Annotated in this window: 17 protein-coding genes; 15 read left to right on the top strand and 2 right to left on the bottom strand. The window is 70.4% G+C overall.

The window, feature by feature from the left end; all coding sequences use genetic code 11:
- Positions 1–106: 106 nt before the first annotated feature.
- Together OG294_RS17300 and OG294_RS17295 are read left to right on the top strand one after the other, a co-directional pair.
- Entirely contained in the window at positions 107–2,263 is a 2,157-nt protein-coding gene (locus OG294_RS17300; RefSeq protein ID WP_327067397.1) for an MMPL family transporter, read from the top strand.
- A gap of 59 nt (positions 2,264–2,322) precedes the next feature.
- Positions 2,323–3,759 (top strand): WGR domain-containing protein, encoded by a 1,437-nt coding sequence (locus OG294_RS17295; RefSeq protein WP_327067396.1) that lies wholly within the window; start codon positions 2,323–2,325, stop codon positions 3,757–3,759.
- Between the two features lie 14 nt (positions 3,760–3,773).
- Here the strand turns inward: OG294_RS17295 and OG294_RS17290 are convergent, their stop codons facing one another.
- A complete protein-coding gene (locus OG294_RS17290; RefSeq protein WP_327067395.1) occupies positions 3,774–4,865 on the bottom strand; it encodes a helix-turn-helix domain-containing protein in 1,092 nt (363 codons plus the stop codon).
- A 92-nt stretch (positions 4,866–4,957) separates the two neighbouring features.
- Between OG294_RS17290 and OG294_RS17285 the strand changes: the two genes are divergently transcribed.
- The 3 genes from OG294_RS17285 to OG294_RS17275 all read left to right on the top strand — a co-directional run bounded on the left by OG294_RS17285 (position 4,958) and on the right by OG294_RS17275 (position 7,534).
- The gene (locus OG294_RS17285; RefSeq protein WP_327067394.1) at positions 4,958–5,161 is read left to right on the top strand and encodes a hypothetical protein; all 204 of its coding nucleotides are present in this window, start codon (positions 4,958–4,960) and stop codon (positions 5,159–5,161) included.
- A gap of 178 nt (positions 5,162–5,339) precedes the next feature.
- Entirely contained in the window at positions 5,340–6,548 is a 1,209-nt protein-coding gene (locus OG294_RS17280; protein WP_327067393.1) for a cytochrome P450, read from the top strand.
- Positions 6,545–7,534, top strand: a complete 990-nt coding sequence (locus OG294_RS17275) for an ADP-ribosylglycohydrolase family protein (RefSeq protein WP_327067392.1) — start codon at positions 6,545–6,547, stop codon at positions 7,532–7,534. The genes OG294_RS17280 and OG294_RS17275 overlap by 4 nt, the downstream gene beginning before the upstream one ends.
- A gap of 25 nt (positions 7,535–7,559) precedes the next feature.
- On the opposite strand, the gene OG294_RS17270 is transcribed toward OG294_RS17275, so the two are convergent.
- Positions 7,560–8,858, bottom strand: coding sequence for a DUF2786 domain-containing protein (locus tag OG294_RS17270; RefSeq protein WP_327067391.1), 1,299 nt, complete (start codon positions 8,856–8,858; stop codon positions 7,560–7,562).
- Positions 8,859–9,049: 191 nt separating this feature from the next.
- On the opposite strand from OG294_RS17270, the gene OG294_RS17265 reads away from it, so the two are divergent.
- From OG294_RS17265 to rplB, 10 genes are all read left to right on the top strand, one after another.
- Complete coding sequence (locus OG294_RS17265; protein ID WP_327067390.1) at positions 9,050–9,631, top strand: DUF1707 and DUF4190 domain-containing protein; 582 nt, start codon at positions 9,050–9,052, stop codon at positions 9,629–9,631.
- Positions 9,632–10,120: 489 nt separating this feature from the next.
- Positions 10,121–10,492, top strand: a complete 372-nt coding sequence (rpsL, locus tag OG294_RS17260) for a 30S ribosomal protein S12 (RefSeq protein WP_014144289.1) — start codon at positions 10,121–10,123, stop codon at positions 10,490–10,492.
- A 2-nt stretch (positions 10,493–10,494) separates the two neighbouring features.
- Positions 10,495–10,965: a 30S ribosomal protein S7 gene (rpsG, locus tag OG294_RS17255; RefSeq protein ID WP_035848142.1), complete on the top strand. Its 471-nt coding sequence runs from the start codon at positions 10,495–10,497 to the stop codon at positions 10,963–10,965.
- 39 nt (positions 10,966–11,004) lie between these two features.
- A complete protein-coding gene (gene fusA, locus OG294_RS17250; protein WP_327067389.1) occupies positions 11,005–13,110 on the top strand; it encodes an elongation factor G in 2,106 nt (701 codons plus the stop codon).
- A gap of 195 nt (positions 13,111–13,305) precedes the next feature.
- Positions 13,306–14,499, top strand: a complete 1,194-nt coding sequence (tuf, locus tag OG294_RS17245) for an elongation factor Tu (protein WP_327067388.1) — start codon at positions 13,306–13,308, stop codon at positions 14,497–14,499.
- A 573-nt stretch (positions 14,500–15,072) separates the two neighbouring features.
- Positions 15,073–15,381 (top strand): 30S ribosomal protein S10, encoded by a 309-nt coding sequence (gene rpsJ / locus OG294_RS17240; RefSeq protein WP_012785157.1) that lies wholly within the window; start codon positions 15,073–15,075, stop codon positions 15,379–15,381.
- 14 nt (positions 15,382–15,395) lie between these two features.
- Entirely contained in the window at positions 15,396–16,043 is a 648-nt protein-coding gene (gene rplC, locus OG294_RS17235) for a 50S ribosomal protein L3 (protein WP_327067387.1), read from the top strand.
- 4 nt (positions 16,044–16,047) lie between these two features.
- Entirely contained in the window at positions 16,048–16,725 is a 678-nt protein-coding gene (gene rplD, locus OG294_RS17230) for a 50S ribosomal protein L4 (RefSeq protein WP_327067386.1), read from the top strand.
- On the top strand, positions 16,725–17,045 hold the full coding sequence (rplW, locus tag OG294_RS17225) for a 50S ribosomal protein L23 (protein ID WP_035848160.1): 321 nt from the start codon (positions 16,725–16,727) through the stop codon (positions 17,043–17,045). The genes rplD and rplW overlap by 1 nt, the downstream gene beginning before the upstream one ends.
- A 43-nt stretch (positions 17,046–17,088) precedes the next feature.
- Positions 17,089–17,925, top strand: coding sequence for a 50S ribosomal protein L2 (rplB, locus tag OG294_RS17220; RefSeq protein ID WP_327067385.1), 837 nt, complete (start codon positions 17,089–17,091; stop codon positions 17,923–17,925).
- The last annotated feature ends 5 nt before the right edge of the window (positions 17,926–17,930 follow it).

Raw genomic sequence — 17,930 nt, 5'->3', positions numbered from 1 at the left:
CCCGTCCGCCGAAGGACCGCCGCCCGTCTCCCCCCTGCGGGGGAGGCTGGCGGACCGCTCGGCCGGGTGATCCGCGATGACCGCCCCCACCGGCAGGGTTACGGCCATGACCTCGCTCCTCGCCAGGGTGACCACGCGTCACCCGATCGCCGTCCTGCTCGCCTGGCTCGCCGTGATCCTGCTCGGCTTCGGCCTCAGCGGCATCAGCGCCACCCGGATGACCGGGTCGGTCGGCTCCGTCCCCGGCAGTGAGTCGCACCGGGTGGCCGACCGGCTCGACCGGCTCCAGGGGGCCACCGACGGCGGCACGATCAGCGCCGTGCTCTCCGGGCAGGACGTCACCGACCCGGCCTTCCGGGCCCAGATCGCCGCCGCGGTGCGCGACCTCGGCGCGATGCCCGGCGTCGCGGCGGTCGCCGATCCGTACCGCCAGGGCAGCGGGGTGTCGGCCGACCACCAGGCCCTGATCCTCCCGGTCACCCTCGCCGGTGGCCTCTCGGACGACGACCAGCAGGCCGCCCAGGACGGGGCCGAGGCGCGGCTGCGCCAGCTGCACGCCACGCACCTGCAGGTCAGCGGCGGACCGCTGCTGAGCCAGCAGATGAACGAGGCCGGCAAGGAGGGCGTCGGCCGCGCCGAGCTGGTCTCGCTGCCGCTGGTGCTGCTGCTCTGCCTGCTGGTCTTCGGCGGTCTGCTGGCAGCGGGGCTGCCAGTCCTGGTCGCCTTCTGCGGGATCGGCGGGACCTTCCTGAGCCTGCTGGCGGTCTCCGAGTTCACCGAGATCAGCGCCTCCTCGTTGCAGGTCACCACGATGCTGGGGCTGGGCCTGGCGATCGACTACGCGCTGCTGGTGATCAACCGCTTCCGCGAGGAGCGCCGCCACACCCCGGACCCGGCGCTCGCCGTCACCCGGACCGTGCACGCCGCCGGCCGCACCGTCTTCTTCTCCGGCCTGACCGTCGCGGTCTGCCTCGGCGGCCTGCTCGCCTTCGACAGCCCGTTCCTGCGCAGCATGGGCCTGGCCGCCGCCTCCGTGGTGCTGATCGACATGGCCGCCGCCGTCACCCTGGTCCCGGCCGTGCTGGCGCGGTTCGGCCACCGGCTGCGGCTGCGCGAGCCGAAGCCCACCGCGGGCCGCGGCTTCGCCCGGATCGCCCGCCTGGCCACCTCGCGCCCGCTGCTGGTCGCCGTCACCATCACCGCCGCGCTGGCCGCGCTCGCCCTGCCGCTGGCGGGCCTGCGCACCACCTCCGGCGACGCCCGCTACCTGCCGGCCGGCTCGGACGGCCGGCTCGCCCACCAGGCACTCCAGGCGCACTTCCCGCAGCTCTCGGGCGCCGACCCGGTCGTCGTCCTGCTGGACGGTCACGGACCGGCCTACGACGCCTTCGCCGACCGGGCCCGCGCGCTGCCCCAGGTCTCGGCCGCCCACCTCGCCACCCTGCCCGACGGGACCACCGAGCTCCAGCTCGTCCCCACCGGCGGCAGCGACGACGCCACCGCGCTCGCCCTGGTGCACACCCTGCGCACCACGCACCCCGGCCTGGCCGTGGCGGTCGGCGGCACCGCCGCCCGGGTGGCCGACTTCCAGCAGATGCTCGTCGACGGGCTGCCCGGCGCGCTGGCCGTGGTGGTCGGCGGGATCCTGCTGCTGCTCTTCGCCTTCACCGGCTCGCTCCTGATCCCGGTCAAGACGGTGCTCTCCACCGCACTGTCGCTGGGCGCCGCGGCGGGCATCACCACGCTGGTCTTCCAGGACGGCCACGGCGCCGGCCTGCTCGGCGGCGAGGGCATGGGCGCGCTCGACCTGGTGGCGCTGCCGCTGATCGCCGCGATCGCCTTCGGGCTCGCGATGGACTACGAGGTCTTCATCCTGGCCCGGGTCCGCGAGGAGTGGCTGCGCACCGGTGACCCGAAGACCGCGGTGGTCACCGGTCTGGCGCGGACCGGACGGATCGTCACCAGCGCCGCCGCGCTGATCCTGATCGTCTTCGCCGCCTTCATGACCAGCGGCTTCGGCCAGATCCTGCAGATCGGCCTGGGGCTGAGCCTTGCCGTGCTGATCGACGCGACCGTGGTGCGGATGCTGCTGGTGCCCGCCACCATGGCGCTGCTCGGCCGCGCGGCCTGGTGGGCGCCGGCGCCGCTGCGGCGCCTGCACGCCCGCTACGGGCTGCGCGAGGAGCGGCGCGCGGAGCAGGGCGGGGAGCAGGGCGCGGAGCAGAGCGGGGAGCCGGTGGCGCTGGTGCCCGCCGCGGCCTGAGGAGTTGTCAGTCCCGTTCGCTACTTTGTTCCCAACACCGAACGCCCCGGGAGGGCTTGATGTCCACTGCCGTCGCCGAGCAGGTCACCTACCTCGAACTCTCCGAGGAGCAGGGCAGCGCGCACAAGTTCTACGAGGTCCGCCAGGCCGGGACCGAGCTGACCGTCAGCTACGGGCGGATCGGCGAGGCGGGGCAGGTGCGCAGCACCTCGTACCCGACGGTGGAGAAGGCCGCCGCCGCGGCCGCCAAGAAGGTGGGGGAGAAGGTCCGCAAGGGCTACGCCCCGGCCCGGCGCGGGGAGCGCCAGCGCCGCGCGGTGACCCGCCGGGAGATGGTCAGCACCCGCTCCACGGCCCGCCAGGCCCCGGTGCTGTGGCGGTTCCGCTCGGGCGCCCCGGCCTTCGGGATCTTCGTCGACGAGGAGCAGGCATGGGTCGGCAACGAGTCCGGTGACGTCTACACCCTGACCCACGACGGCGTGGTGACCGGCCGCTTCGGGCTGCCGGACGGCGTCAAGTGCATCGTCGGGGACGACTCCTGGATCTACGCCGGCTGCGACGACGGCCGGGTCTACGACCTGGGCGGCAAGGTCCCGCGGGTGGCCTACGAGATCGCCTCCGACGTGGACATCTACTGGCTGGACATCCACGACGGCGTGCTCGGCGTCTCCGACGCCCAGGGCGGCATCACCACCGTCGACCACGAGGACGAGTTCCAGTGGCGACGGGCCACCCGCGGCAGCTCGGCCTGGATGGTGCGCTGCGACCCGGACGGCGTCTACCAGGGCTACTCGACCGGCGTCACCCGCTACGAGTCGCGCAGCGGCGACCAGCGCTGGCACACCCGGACCGAGGGCGAGGTGCTGTTCGGCTGGCAGGAGCGCGAGGAGGTCTTCGCCGGCACCAGCCGCGGCTGGGTGCACCGCCTGGCCAAGACCGACGGCGCGGAGCTCGCCCGCTACCGCTGCGACGCGGCCGTCTACTCCTGCGCCGCCTCGCCGGACGGCCGCCTCGTTTTCGCCGGGGACAGCTCCTCGTCGGTCTACTGCTTCGCCGCCGACGGCCGCCGGCTGTGGAAGCTGGCCACCGGCTGCGGCTCGGCGTACAGCATGCAGTACCGCGCCGGGCGGCTCTACCTGGTCACCACCGACGGCTCGCTGGCCTGCCTGGACGTGAGCGACACCGCCGTCCAGGACGCCGAGGGCGGCCGGCTGCCGCAGACCGCCGACGTCAAGGCGGGCAGCCTGACGCGGGTCGCCCCCAGCACCGAGATCGAGTGGGTGACCGGCGCGCAGGGCGGCGTCGAGGTGGAGTGCGTCCAGGACGGCGCGCGCACCCGGATCCGGGTGGTCACGGCCGGGTACGACCCGAGCTGGCGGGTCCAGTTCCCCAAGGACATCCGGGTGCCCGGCGCCCGCTACCTGGTCACCGAGGTGCGCGCCTCCGAGCGCGGCGGCTTCTACCGGGCGCGCGGCGAGATCAAGCGGCTGAGCTGACCGGATCAGCCGGGTCAGGTGGCCCGGGCGGCGGCTTTGACCTCCGCGACGAAGCCACCGAGCACCTTGCTCCGCTGCTCGGCCGGCAGCTCGGCCACGGTTCTCCGGGCCAGCTCAAGGCCGACACCGACGTCTCCGGACTTCACGAACGACAGTGCTCGGTGAACGCTCGTGTGAGCCGCGAACCGGCCGAGGCCGCCGGGCCTCAGCCGGTCGGCGGTGTCCTGCTCCCGCTGCGACTGCTCGACATCGCCGAGTCGGGCGTGAACGAGCGTCTTGGTGAGGCTGTATCCCCACTGCGGCATGGAGAAGACCGTGGCGAACGGCGGTGAGGCCACTGACGGGAACATCTCGTCGGCAGCACAGAGGTCACGTCGGGCCGGTCCAGGCTCGCCGAGCCTTGCGTAGCAGTGCGCTTGAGCCAGTAGGGCACAGAGCCGTCCCATGGAAGGGCGTTGGGACAGGGCAAGGGCCTTGGTCGTCACGGCGATCAGCGAGGACGGCTCGGCGCCCTCGTAGACGAGAGCGAGTGCGCCCTGCCCGCGTGTCCACTCGCGGAGCGCCAAGCCGCCGGAGCGGTCGGCGGCCTTGACCGCGGTTCGATACCAGCGGGCGGAGGCCGCAGGGCCGTTGAGCGAAGCCACAGCCATCCCCATGACGACCGAGAGCCTGGCCACGGACTCCCAAAGGCATTGGGAGTCCGCCAGGGCCCGGCGCAGCAGGAGCAGGTCGCCAGCGAGCTGTGGCTCGATCTCACGCGCTGGGAGCGTCATGAAGGCGCGTCCGTAGTCGTCCGTCACCTCCTGCCAGTCATCGACGCTGGCACGCCCGTCCAACGCGGCTACGAGCCCTTGCCGGGCGACCTCGCCGATCGGCGATGGCCGGCCGACTCCCGCGGCCTCGAAGACCTCGACCGGCAGAGCGAAGGTCCTCGCCAGGTGGGCCAGCCAGAAGGGCCCGACGGACCGTTTTCCGTTCTCCCACCGGCTGATCTCCTCCCGGGTCAGCGTTGGGCGAGTGGATGCCTCGCACAATGCGGAGGCAAGGCGGCCCTGTGACCAGCCGCGGGCCTCGCGGAGGGCTCTGATGAGTGCACCGACGCTCATACCGCACAGTCTGGCCACTACGGTGGCCACTGGCAGGGTGTTCACGGAGAACTACACCTGATGTGGCAACAGGTCACGATCAGGGAGCAGCCATGCCAACAGCCGAAGAGCCCGGGGCCGGGACGTACCGTCGCGTCGTCACCGACGACAACGGAGCGCGTCATGCCATCCGCGCGATGGCCCCCAGCTACGACCCGCACTTCGCTATCGGCCGGTTCCGGAGCAGCGACTGGCCGCTCTGCCGCTGCGGTGGCGAGCGATGCCCGGACCGGGCGTTCGCTGAGGCGGAGTCGTGAGCGCGGGGGCGGAGTGTGCGGAGTGCGTTCGACTGGATGACCAGGAACGCGCAGCATTCCTGGTCCGCGACCACAGTCGGCGGACCGATGTCCGCGTCCTGCGGAAGCGCCACCTCGATGCCTGGCACCTGGCGATGACCGAGGCGACTCCACTTGAGCAGGTCGATACGCTGCTCGAATGACGCAGCACTTCGATCCGTGGTCGGCGGAGTTCATCGCGCACCCGTACGACGCCTATGCCGAACTGCGGGAGCAGGCGCCGGTCTCGTGCTACGAACCGACCGGGCAGTGGCTGATCTCCCGCTACCAGGACGTGAGTTCGCTGCTGCGGGACCGGCGGCTCGGGCGCACCTACACGCACCGGTTCAGCCACGAGGAGTTCGGGCGCACGCCGCCGGACCCGGCGCACGAGCCGTTCCACACGCTCAACGACAACGGGCTGCTCGACCTGGAGGCGCCGGACCACACCCGGATCCGGCGCCTGGTGTCGAAGGCCTTCACGCCGCGGATGGTCGAGGCGCTGCGGCCCACGGTGGCGCGGCTGGCAGAGGAGCTGGTCGTCGGCCTGGTCAGGGAGGGCGGCGGCGACCTGATCAGCGCGGTGGCCGAGCCGCTGCCGGTGGCGGTCATCGCCGAGATGCTCGGGGTGCCCGCGGCCGACCGTGGGCTGCTGCGGCCCTGGTCGGCGGCGATCACCGGGATGTACGAGCTCAACCCGACCCCGGCGGCGGCCGAGCGCGCGGTGGCAGCCAGCATCGAGTTCTCCGACTACCTGCGCGAACTGATCCGCGAGCGGCGCGCCGCCCCCGGCGTGGACCTGGTCTCCGCGCTGATCGCCGCGCAGGAGGACGGCGACCGGCTGAGCGAGCAGGAGATGATCTCCACCTGCGTCCTGCTGCTCAACGCCGGGCACGAGGCGACGGTGAACACCACCGGCAACGGATGGTGGGCGCTGCTGCGCAACCCCGACCAGCTGTCCCTGCTGCGCTCCGGTGTCGAGCATCATCTCCCCACCGCCATCGAGGAGTTGATGCGCTACGACACCCCGCTGCAGCTGTTCGAGCGCTGGGTGCTGGAGGACATCGAGGTGGCCGGGGTGCGCATCCCGCGCGGCGCCGAGGTCGCACTGCTCTTCGGCTCCGCCAACCGCGACCCGGAGCGCTTCGCCGACCCCGACCGGCTGGACGTCACCCGGTCCGACAACCCGCACATCTCCTTCGGCGCCGGCCTGCACTTCTGCCTCGGCGCCCCGCTGGCCCGGCTCGAACTCGCCGAGTCCTTCGGCGCCCTGCTGCGCCACGCGCCCGAACTGGCGCTGGTGAGCGAACCCTCCTGGCAGCCCGGATTCGTGATCCGCGGCCTGAACGAACTGTTGGTGACCACATGATGCGCGCGACCGGAACCCTGCTCGGCCTCGCGATCGGGGACGCGATGGGGTACCCGACGGAGTTCAAGTGGATGGAGTACCTGGAGAACACCTGGCCGAACTGGCGTGAGCTCCCGCTGCCCACCCCGGCGCTGATCACCGACGACACCCAGATGACGCTCGCGCTGGCCCGCGCGGTCCGTCGTGCCGGTGCACTCACGCCGCAGAGCTTCACGGAGCCGCTGCGCGACGAGTTCGTCTCCTGGTCGGTCTCTCCCGAGAACAACCGCGCCCCGGGCATGACCTGCCTGCGCGCCTGCGGGTTGCTGGCCAGCCCCGACCGCCCCTGGCAGGAGGCCAGTCAGCTCGGCTCCAAGGGCTGCGGCGCCAACATGCGGGTCGCCCCGCTCGGACTCGTCCCCGGCCTCACCGAGCGCCAGCTCTCGGGCGCCGCGCAGCTGCAGTCCGCGCTGACCCACGGTCACCCGACCGCCCTCGCGGCCAGCGACCTGACCGCGCTCACCGTCCGGCTGCTGGTGGAGGGCACCGCGCCGGCCGAGCTGCCGGGGCTGCTCCGTGCGCACGCGGTCGCCAACCGCACCCGGTACGACGACCACTGGCTCGGCGACCTGGTCGCGCACAGCCAGGACCACTCGGCCGAGCAGTTCATCGCGCGCGGCTGGGACGAGTGCCTGGGCGTGCTGGACCGCCTGGACGCCGCGCTCGCCGACCCGGAGCCGCAGGCTGACCCGTGCCTGGCCACCGGGGAGGGCTGGATCGCCGAGGAGGCGCTGGCGACCGGGCTGCTCTGCTTCCTGCTCTTCCCCGACGACCCGGTCACCGCCGTGCGCCGGGCCGCCTACTCCTCCGGCGACTCCGACTCCATCGCCTGCCTGACCGGCGCGTTCGCGGGTGCGCACGCCGGTCCGGACGTCTGGCCGGCCGACTGGGTGCGGCGGATCGAGCACCGCGACGAGCTGCTCGCCCTGGGTGCGCTCTGGGACTGAGCCGCCCCGGGGCCGCCGCGACGCCTCAGCCCCGGCCGCGCTCCACCCGGCCGCGCCCGTGCAGCGCGGCCCGGTCCGCCGCCGCGCGCCCGGCCGCCCAGCCCTCGCCGTCGCTCACCCGCACCCGCTGCGAGGTGAGCTTGGGGAACATCCGCTCGGTGGCCGAGTCCACCGCCTCCTCGCGCGCGGCCAGGGCCGGCAGCAGCCGCTCGTCCGGCACCAACTGCTCGGCGGTGCCGTCCTCGCGCAGATGGCGGCCGGCCGCGGCCTCCCGGGTGGTGCGCTCGGTGGCCTCGGTCAGCCGCTCGCGGATCCGGGTCGCGTAGGAGACCAGGAAGGACTGCCGGAACGCCCGGGTGCGCGAGGCCCCGTCCAGGTGCTGCTTGCTGCCCGAGTGCTGCATCGCGGCGGTGGCCTGCACCAGCAGGGAGGTGTAGAGCAGCTCGACGGCGTCGAGGTCGGAGTCGAAGCCGATCACCGTGCAGAAGCCGAACTCCTTCGCCCAGACCACCCGGCACCGGTTGGCCGCCGACACCGCGTCCAGCAGCATCGCCTTGGGGCCCTCGTACGGGTTCTCCACCCCGATCCGCAGCGCGCCCGGCAGCCCGCCGTCGGGCTGTCCGGCGGCCAGCAGGGCCTCGTCGATGCTGTGCTGCGCCATCAGCTGCTGGGCCTTCTCGGTCAGCGCCTCGGCCTCCTGCGGGTACTCGGTGGACTCCGCCTTGGCCAGCAGCGCCCGGATCCGGGCGAGCATCCGCGGCTCACCGGGCACCCGCACCGCGGCCCGGTGCTCGACCGGGCGCCGGGCGGCGCCGGGCGCGGGCCCCACCGGCGCGATGGCCGGCAGCCGGCCGAGCAGCCGCAACAGCTCCAGGGCGGCGGTGGCCAGCGCGAACCGGTCCAGCCGGTGGCGGGTCGCGAAGCCGGGCAGGAAGCCCTCGTCCCGCGGCCACCAGACTTCGCAGGCCAGCTCGCGCAACTGCTCCTGCCAGCGCCGGTCCAGCGCGGCGGGGGCGTAACGGCGGGCCTCGGCGGCGACCAGGTCCACCAGCAGCGCCTGGTGGGTGGCCGCCAGATCGCGCCGGACCAGCCGGGCGAGGTCGGCGGGGCGCCAGCCGCGGGCCCAGAGCGCGCCGAGCGAGGTGTCCGTCAGGGTGAGCAGCCCCCGGCTCACCGCGGGCCAGCGCTCCTGGGACGCGGCCAGCAGCGAGGCCCCGCTGTCCACCGCGTCCTCGACCCGGCGGTCGGGCGCCTCCAGCACCGCCGACAGCGCTCGTCCCAGCAGCTCACCGATGCTCTTCTGGTCTACGTCCACCGAGCCCATGATGCCGCAGTGGGCCTGCCGACCGGCGGGGCCGGGCGCGGCCGTTGCCCAAGGGTGCGCCAACCCCGGCGGCAAGCGGCGCGGTTCGGGGCATGATGGTGCCCAGGCAGTGGAACCCAGCGGCGGGTGCGGTTCGTCCACTGGGGGACAGGCGCGGCGCGCGGGGCGGGCCGCTTTCGGGAGGAGACCGGATGGGCGACGTGCAGCCCTGGCCGCCGGCGGGCCGGCCCGGCCCAGCGCAGGGCGGCGGCTGGCCCAGCCCCCAGCCGAACGCGCAGGGCGCGGGCTACGCCGCGATGCGCGCCGCGCACACCGATCGGGACCGCACGGTGGACGTGCTGAAGGCGGCCTACGCGGAGGGCCGGCTGTCGGCCGCCGAGTACTCCGAGCGCTTCGACGCCGCCAACCAGGCCCAGACCTACGGTCAGCTGGCGCAGATCGTGGCCGACCTGCCCGCCGGCCCGCTCTCGGGCCCTGCCGCCGCCCCGCTCGGTGCCGCGGTCCCGCCGACCTTCCTGGCGCCGGCCCGCCCGGCGCCCAACAACGGCATGGCCATCGCCTCCCTGGTGCTCGGCCTGCTCTGCGTGCCCTCGGCCGGGGTGCTCGGCGTGCCGGCCGTGATCACCGGGCACCTCGCCCGCCGGCAGATCCGCGAGACCCGGGAGGGCGGCGACGGCATGGCCACCGCGGGTCTGGTGCTGGGCTACCTCTCGGTGGCCGGCTGGGCGGCGATGCTGCTGCTCGCCGTGCTGCTGGTGGGAACGCACGGCTGACGCCCCGGCACCGGGCGTGCCGGTCGTCACACACGGCTGACGCCCGGCACCGGCCGGGGCCCGGCGCTCTCCGGTCGCCGGGCCGCCGCCGGTGTGGTAGGACGGTCGAGGCGGCGGGCGACACCCACCAGCTGGTCGCGTCGGGCCACGTGTCCGGCCGCGGGCCCGACCCCCGGCGGCACCGCAATCCCGCCACGACCAGCCAGGTCGCATTTGTTTTGACCGCGCCCGATGCGCTAGGTACGCTCTGACCTTGTGCCTGGGGTGTCCCCGGGTCCTTGTGCGTGCAAGCACACCGGCCGCCGCGCCACTCGCGCGTGAGCGCCGCCGCTGCGCATCAGCACATCAGGATTCCGCGATTTCCTCCGCTGTCCCCGCCTCTGGCAGGACCGGAAGGAGCCCAACACACCCGACCTCGTGGGTCGGCGTGAGCTGGGAACACCGCAGGTTAGTTTCACCCAGCCTTGGCACACAGAAAACGGAGAAACGGTGCCTACGATCCAGCAGCTGGTCCGAAAGGGCCGGCAGGACAAGGTCGAGAAGAACAAGACGCCCGCGCTGAAGGGCTCGCCCCAGCGCCGCGGCGTCTGCACGCGTGTGTACACGACCACCCCGAAGAAGCCGAACTCGGCGCTTCGTAAGGTCGCCCGTGTGCGCCTCACCAGCGGGATCGAGGTCACCGCTTACATCCCCGGCGAGGGCCACAACCTGCAGGAGCACTCCATCGTGCTCGTGCGCGGCGGTCGTGTGAAGGACCTTCCTGGTGTCCGCTACAAGATCATCCGCGGTTCGCTCGACACCCAGGGTGTCAAGAACCGCAAGCAGGCTCGCAGCCGCTACGGCGCCAAGAAGGAGAAGTAAGAATGCCTCGTAAGGGCCCCGCCCCGAAGCGCCCGGTCATCATCGACCCGGTTTACGGCTCCCCGCTGGTGACCTCGCTGGTCAACAAGATCCTGCTGCACGGCAAGCGCTCCACCGCCGAGCGGATCGTGTACGGCGCCCTCGAGGGCGTTCGCGAGAAGACCGGCTCGGACCCCGTCGTGACGCTGAAGCGCGCGCTGGAGAACGTCAAGCCGGCCCTCGAGGTCAAGTCCCGCCGTGTCGGTGGCGCCACCTACCAGGTGCCGGTCGAGGTCCGTCCGGGCCGCGCCAGCACCCTGGCGCTGCGCTGGATGGTCGGCTACTCCCGCGCCCGTCGCGAGAAGACCATGACCGAGCGCCTGATGAACGAGATCCTCGACGCCAGCAACGGCCTGGGCGCTTCCGTGAAGCGTCGCGAGGACACCCACAAGATGGCCGAGTCCAACAAGGCCTTCGCGCACTACCGCTGGTAGTCCGAACCCCGTCACTAGACAGAGAGAGAACGAGCCACCATGGCTGCAACCTCCCTTGACCTCGCCAAGGTCCGCAACATCGGGATCATGGCGCACATCGACGCGGGCAAGACCACCACCACCGAGCGGATCCTGTTCTACACCGGTGTCTCGTACAAGATCGGTGAGGTCCACGATGGCGCTGCCACCATGGACTGGATGGAGCAGGAGCAGGAGCGCGGCATCACCATCACGTCGGCCGCGACGACCTGTCACTGGACGCTCGACGACTCCGACCACACCATCAACATCATCGACACCCCGGGCCACGTCGACTTCACCGTCGAGGTGGAGCGTTCGCTGCGCGTGCTCGACGGTGGCGTGACGGTGTTCGACGGTGTCGCCGGTGTCGAGCCCCAGTCCGAGACCGTGTGGCGGCAGGCTGACCGCTACGGCGTCCCGCGCATCTGCTTCATCAACAAGCTGGACCGCACGGGCGCCGACTTCTACTTCTGCGTGCAGACCATCGTGGACCGCCTCGGCGCCACCCCGCTGGTCATGCAGCTGCCGATCGGCGCCGAGGGCGACTTCGCCGGTGTCGTCGACCTGGTGAAGATGAAGGCCCTGGTCTGGTCCGCGGACGCCCCCAAGGGCGAGATGTACGACACCGTCGAGATCCCGGCCGACCTGGCCGAGAAGGCTGCGGAGTACCGCGAGCAGCTGATCGACACCGTGTCGAACACCAGCGACGAGGTGATGGAGCTCGCCCTCGAGGGCGAGGACATCCCCGAGGAGCTGCTGGTCGCCGCGATCCGCAAGGGCACGCTGAACTCGGACTTCACGCCGATCTTCTGCGGCTCCGCGTTCAAGAACAAGGGCGTCCAGCCCCTGCTCGACGCGGTCGTCAAGTACCTGCCGTCGCCGCTCGACATCACGGGCATCGAGGGCACGAAGCCGAACGACCCCGAGACCAAGATCATCCGCAAGGCCTCGGACGACGAGCCGCTCGCCGCGCTCGCGTTCAAGATCATGTCGGACCCGCACCTCGGCAAGCTCACCTTCGTCCGGGTCTACTCGGGCCGCCTGGAGTCCGGCACCTCGGTGCTGAACTCCGTCAAGGGCAAGAAGGAGCGCATCGGCAAGATCTACCGCATGCACGCGAACAAGCGTGAGGAGATCGAGTCGGTGGGCGCCGGCGACATCATCGCCGTGATGGGTCTCAAGCAGACCACCACCGGTGAGACGCTGAGCGACGAGAAGAACCCGGTCATCCTGGAGTCCATGGACTTCCCGGCCCCGGTCATCCGCGTCGCGATCGAGCCCAAGTCCAAGGGCGACCAGGAGAAGCTGGGTGTCGCCATCCAGCGTCTCGCGGAGGAGGACCCCTCCTTCCAGGTCAACACGGACGAGGAGACCGGCCAGACCATCATCGCGGGTATGGGCGAGCTGCACCTCGAGGTGCTCGTCGACCGTATGCGCCGTGAGTTCAAGGTCGAGGCCAACGTCGGCAAGCCGCAGGTGGCGTACCGCGAGACGATCCGCAAGGCCGTCGAGCGCATCGACTACACGCACAAGAAGCAGACCGGTGGCTCCGGCCAGTTCGCCAAGATCCAGATCGCCATTGAGCCTCTGGAGTCGGGCGAGGGCTACGAGTTCGTCAACAAGGTCACCGGTGGCCGCGTGCCGCGGGAGTACATCCCGTCGGTCGACGCCGGTTGCCAGGAGGCCATGGAGTTCGGTGTCCTCGCCGGCTACCCGCTCCAGGGTGTCCGCGTGACGCTGCTCGACGGTGCGGCGCACGACGTCGACTCCTCCGAGCTCGCGTTCAAGATCGCCGGCTCGATGGCCTTCAAGGAAGGCGCCCGCAAGGCCGGTCCGGCCCTGCTGGAGCCGATGATGGCCGTCGAGGTCACCACGCCCGAGGACTACATGGGCGAGGTCATCGGCGACATCAACTCTCGTCGTGGCCAGATCCGGTCCATGGACGAGCGTCACGGTGCCCGCGTGGTCAACGCGCTGGTGCCGCTCTCCGAGATGTTCGGCTACGTCGGTGACCTGCGCAGCAAGACCTCTGGTCGCGCGAGCTACTCGATGCAGTTCGACTCGTACGCCGAGGTTCCGCGGAACGTGGCGGACGACATCATCGCCAAGGCCAAGGGCGAGTAAGGTCCCGCAATCGGGACTTTTCACACCCCTTAGGCTTTAAGGAGACATACCCGGCGGGGTCGTACCCCGACCCCGCCGGCGTCTCCGCCCCACCCGCGGGACGGCATGGGGTGCCACCAGCACCCCGTTCCAAAAACCCGATCAAAGACCAACTGACGTCGTACGGCGTACAGAACTGTCCTCAGGAGGACTGCAGTGGCGAAGGCGAAGTTCGAGCGGACGAAGCCCCACGTCAACATCGGCACCATCGGTCACATCGACCACGGTAAGACGACCCTTACCGCGGCGATCACCAAGGTGCTGCACGACGCGTACCCGGAGATCAACCCCTTCACGCCGTTCGACCAGATCGACAAGGCGCCGGAGGAGCGGCAGCGCGGTATCACCATCTCCATCGCGCACGTCGAGTACCAGACCGAGGCGCGTCACTACGCCCACGTCGACTGCCCGGGTCACGCGGACTACATCAAGAACATGATCACCGGTGCGGCCCAGATGGACGGTGCGATCCTCGTCGTCGCCGCCACCGACGGCCCGATGCCGCAGACCAAGGAGCACGTCCTCCTGGCCCGCCAGGTCGGCGTCCCCTACATCGTTGTCGCCCTGAACAAGGCCGACATGGTGGACGACGAGGAGATCCTGGAGCTCGTCGAGCTCGAGGTCCGCGAGCTGCTCTCCGAGTACGAGTTCCCGGGCGACGACCTGCCGGTCGTGCGCGTCTCGGCGCTCAAGGCGCTCGAGGGCGACAAGGAGTGGGGCGAGAAGCTCCTCGGCCTGATGCACGCGGTCGACGAGGCCATCCCGACCCCGGCCCGCGCCGTCGAGCAGCCCTTCCTGATGCCGATCGAGGACGTCTTCACGATCACCGGTCGTGGCACCGTCGTCACCGGTCGTATCGAGCGTGGCATCCTCAAGGTCAACGAGACTGTCGACATCATCGGCATCAAGGAGACCAAGACCACCACCACGGTCACCGGCATCGAGATGTTCCGCAAGCTGCTCGACGAGGGCCAGGCCGGTGAGAACGTCGGTCTGCTGCTCCGTGGCATCAAGCGCGAGGACGTCGAGCGCGGCCAGGTCATCATCAAGCCGGGTTCGGTCACGCCGCACACCGACTTCGAGGCCCAGGCCTACATCCTGTCGAAGGACGAGGGTGGCCGTCACACCCCGTTCTTCAACAACTACCGCCCGCAGTTCTACTTCCGTACCACGGACGTGACCGGCGTCGTGACCCTCCCCGAGGGCACCGAGATGGTCATGCCGGGCGACAACACCGGCATGACGGTCGCGCTGATCCAGCCGATCGCCATGGAGGAGGGCCTGAAGTTCGCCATCCGTGAGGGTGGCCGCACCGTCGGCGCCGGCCAGGTCACCAAGATCATCAAGTAATTGATGCTCTGACCTGCCTGCTCCAACAGGCTTTCGAGGGGCCCCGCCCGCCGTCCGCAAGGACGGTGGTCGGGGCCCCTCGTGCTGTTCCGGCTGTTCCGGCGGGCGGTTTGACGACGGATCAGAAAGTGCTCGCGCTGACTACCCTCGCCCAATTGGCGTCAAACCCTGCTGGTATGGCAAGATAGTCAAGTTGCTCGGTTGAGTGCCGATGCTGCGCGCCTCCCGCCGGGAGGACCGGAAGCGAGTCCCATGTACTCGTCGTTCCCGTGATGGCCGTTCATGTGTTCACGTGCTTTGTGTGAATGCAGTGGTGTGTAAGCGACACCGCGGCAGCTGCGGGGCGGACGTACGGGAATCTTCTGGGAAGCGTGGGCGGGGCCTCGACCCGGTGCCTGTGGGTGCAAGACCGACCCGGATCCCGAAGAGGGTTTTTCCCTTTTCTTGAGCGCGAGTGCGACACGCCCGAGCGCGGGGACCGGCGGGAAACCATCCAGGGCACCACCGGAGCAGTCCACCCGGACGAAACCGGCCGTAGAAGCAGCATGACGACTCAAAGGACTACGAGTAGCCATGGCGGGACAGAAGATCCGCATCCGGCTCAAGGCCTACGACCACGAGGTGATTGACTCCTCGGCGAAGAAGATCGTCGAGACCGTCATTCGCACTGGTGCGCAGGTCGCGGGCCCGGTGCCGCTGCCCACTGAGAAGAACGTTTACTGCGTCATCCGCTCGCCGCACAAGTACAAGGACTCGCGCGAGCACTTCGAGATGCGCACTCACAAGCGTCTGATCGACATCCTCGACCCGACCCCGAAGACCGTGGACTCGCTGATGCGCCTCGACCTTCCGGCCGGCGTCGACATCGAGATCAAGCTCTGAGAGGCGCGACGAAGATGGCAAAGCAGATTAAGGGCATCCTGGGCGAGAAGCTCGGCATGACCCAGGTCTGGGACGAGAACAACCGGATCGTTCCGGTGACCGTCGTCAAGGCCGGGCCCAATGTCGTGACCCAGGTCCACACCGCTGATTCCTCGGCCGGCTACGACGCCGTCCAGATCGGCTTCGGCGAGATCGACCCCCGCAAGGTGAACAAGCCCCTCGCGGGTCACTTCGCCAAGGCCGGTGTCACCCCGCGCCGCCACCTGGTCGAGCTGCGTACCTCGGACGCGTCCGAGTACACGCTGGGCCAGGAGATCACCGCCGAGCTGTTCGAGGCGGGTGTCAAGGTCGACGTGACCGGCACCTCCAAGGGCAAGGGCTTCGCCGGTGTCATGAAGCGTCACAACTTCCGCGGCCTCGGCGCCGGTCACGGCGTGCAGCGCAAGCACCGTTCGCCCGGCTCGATCGGTGGCTGCGCCACCCCGGGTCGCGTGTTCAAGGGCATGAGGATGGCCGGCCGGATGGGCCACGAGCGCGTGACCACCCAGAACCTGACCATCCACGCCGTTGACGCGGAGAAGGGGCTGCTCCTGATCAAGGGCGCAATCCCGGGCCCGAACGGCGGCCTCGTCCTCGTCCGCACCGCGGCGAAGGGGCTGTGAGGATATGAGCACCATTGACATCCTGTCGCCCTCGGGCGACAAGAGCGGCAGCCTCGAGCTGCCCGCCGAGATCTTCGACGCCAAGGTCAGCGTTCCGCTGATGCACCAGGTCGTCGTGGCGCAGCTCGCTGCGGCCCGTCAGGGTACCCACAAGGTCAAGTCTCGTGGCGAGGTCCGAGGCGGCGGCCGCAAGCCGTACCGCCAGAAGGGCACCGGCCGCGCCCGTCAGGGCTCGACCCGCGCTCCGCAGTTCGTCGGCGGTGGCGTCGTGCACGGTCCCGTGCCGCGTGACTACTCGCAGCGGACCCCGAAGAAGATGATCGCCGCCGCTCTGCGTGGCGCGCTCACCGACCGGGCCCGCCACAACCGCATCCACGTCGTCACCGACGTGGTCGCGGCCGAGGCGCCGTCGACCAAGGCCGCCAAGGGCCTGTTCGGCAAGATCACCGAGCGCAAGAACATCCTCCTCGTCGTCGAGCGTGCCGACGAGCTGGGTCTGAAGAGCGCCCGCAACCTGCCGAACGTCCACATCCTGGACGCCGGTCAGCTGAACACCTACGACGTGCTCGTCTCCGACGATGTGGTCTTCACCCAGGCCGCCTTCGAGCGTTTCGTGGCCGGTCCGGTCGCGTCCGCCAAGGCTGTTGCCGCTGAGGGCGAGCTCGAAGGGAGCGCCGCCTGATGGCTGCGGACATTACGAGCAAGACGTTCACGGACCCCCGTGACGTCCTGGTGAAGCCGGTTATCTCCGAGAAGAGCTACGCGCTCCTCGACGAGAACAAGTACACGTTCGTCGTGTCGCCGGGCGCCAACAAGACCCAGATCAAGCAGGCCGTCGAGGCGGTCTTCTCGGTCAAGGTCGAGTCGGTCAACACGCTCAACCGTCAGGGCAAGCGCAAGCGCTCCAAGACGGGCTTTGGCAAGCGCAAGGACACCAAGCGCGCCATCGTGACGCTGGCCGAGGGCAACCGCATCGACATCTTCGGTGGTCCGGTCTCCTAACGGGGATCGGATGCGTCGATAAGGACGAGGACGAGAGAGCCAAATGGGCATCCGCAAGTACAAGCCGACTACGCCGGGCCGTCGTGGCTCCAGCGTGGCCGACTTCGTAGAGATCACGCGGTCCACGCCGGAGAAGTCGCTGGTTCGCCCCCTGCACAGCAAGGGCGGCCGTAACAACGCCGGTCGTATCACCGCTCGCCACCAGGGTGGCGGACACAAGCGCGCCTACCGCGTGATCGACTTCCGTCGTCACGACAAGGACGGCGTGCCGGCCAAGGTCGCGCACATCGAGTACGACCCCAACCGCACCGCGCGCATCGCGCTGCTGCACTACGCGGACGGCGAGAAGCGCTACATCATCGCCCCGCGTGGCATCACCCAGGGTGACCGGATTGAGAACGGCCCGTCGGCCGACATCAAGCCGGGCAACAACCTGCCGCTGCGCAACATCCCGGTCGGTACCACCATCCACGCGGTGGAGCTGCGTCCCGGCGGCGGTGCCAAGATGGCCCGCTCCGCGGGTTCCGGCATCCAGCTGCTCGCCCGTGAGGGTCGCATGGCGCACCTGCGCATGCCCTCCGGCGAGATCCGCCTGGTGGACGTGCGCTGCCGCGCGACCGTCGGCGAGGTCGGCAACGCCGAGCAGTCGAACATCAACTGGGGCAAGGCCGGCCGTATGCGCTGGAAGGGCGTTCGCCCGACCGTGCGTGGTGTGGCCATGAACCCGATCGACCACCCGCACGGTGGTGGTGAGGGTAAGACCTCCGGTGGTCGCCACCCGGTTTCGCCGTGGGGCCAGAAGGAGGGTCGTACCCGTAAGCCCGGCAAGGCTTCGGACGCCCTCATCGTGCGCCGCCGCAAGACCAACAAGAAGCGCTAGGAGCA

Origin of the sequence: Kitasatospora sp. NBC_01302, assembly GCF_035976515.1 — a bacterium.
Lineage (GTDB): Bacteria > Actinomycetota > Actinomycetes > Streptomycetales > Streptomycetaceae > Kitasatospora.
This window is presented reverse-complemented; position numbering and strand designations above follow the sequence as displayed.

What these genes read in the sequence shown, in the direction of transcription:
- OG294_RS17270 (WP_327067391.1), bottom strand. Translation starts at nt 8,858, where the DNA reads ATGGGCTCGGTGGACGTAGACCAGAAGAGCATCGGTGAGCTGCTGGGA.
- OG294_RS17275 (WP_327067392.1), top strand. Translation starts at nt 6,545, where the DNA reads ATGATGCGCGCGACCGGAACCCTGCTCGGCCTCGCGATCGGGGACGCG.
- OG294_RS17285 (WP_327067394.1), top strand. Translation starts at nt 4,958, where the DNA reads ATGCCAACAGCCGAAGAGCCCGGGGCCGGGACGTACCGTCGCGTCGTC.
- OG294_RS17280 (WP_327067393.1), top strand. Translation starts at nt 5,340, where the DNA reads ATGACGCAGCACTTCGATCCGTGGTCGGCGGAGTTCATCGCGCACCCG.
- OG294_RS17295 (WP_327067396.1), top strand. Translation starts at nt 2,323, where the DNA reads ATGTCCACTGCCGTCGCCGAGCAGGTCACCTACCTCGAACTCTCCGAG.
- rpsJ (WP_012785157.1), top strand. Translation starts at nt 15,073, where the DNA reads ATGGCGGGACAGAAGATCCGCATCCGGCTCAAGGCCTACGACCACGAG.
- rpsG (WP_035848142.1), top strand. Translation starts at nt 10,495, where the DNA reads ATGCCTCGTAAGGGCCCCGCCCCGAAGCGCCCGGTCATCATCGACCCG.
- rplW (WP_035848160.1), top strand. Translation starts at nt 16,725, where the DNA reads ATGGCTGCGGACATTACGAGCAAGACGTTCACGGACCCCCGTGACGTC.
- rplC (WP_327067387.1), top strand. Translation starts at nt 15,396, where the DNA reads ATGGCAAAGCAGATTAAGGGCATCCTGGGCGAGAAGCTCGGCATGACC.
- rplD (WP_327067386.1), top strand. Translation starts at nt 16,048, where the DNA reads ATGAGCACCATTGACATCCTGTCGCCCTCGGGCGACAAGAGCGGCAGC.
- OG294_RS17300 (WP_327067397.1), top strand. Translation starts at nt 107, where the DNA reads ATGACCTCGCTCCTCGCCAGGGTGACCACGCGTCACCCGATCGCCGTC.
- OG294_RS17265 (WP_327067390.1), top strand. Translation starts at nt 9,050, where the DNA reads ATGGGCGACGTGCAGCCCTGGCCGCCGGCGGGCCGGCCCGGCCCAGCG.
- rplB (WP_327067385.1), top strand. Translation starts at nt 17,089, where the DNA reads ATGGGCATCCGCAAGTACAAGCCGACTACGCCGGGCCGTCGTGGCTCC.
- fusA (WP_327067389.1), top strand. Translation starts at nt 11,005, where the DNA reads ATGGCTGCAACCTCCCTTGACCTCGCCAAGGTCCGCAACATCGGGATC.
- OG294_RS17290 (WP_327067395.1), bottom strand. Translation starts at nt 4,865, where the DNA reads ATGAGCGTCGGTGCACTCATCAGAGCCCTCCGCGAGGCCCGCGGCTGG.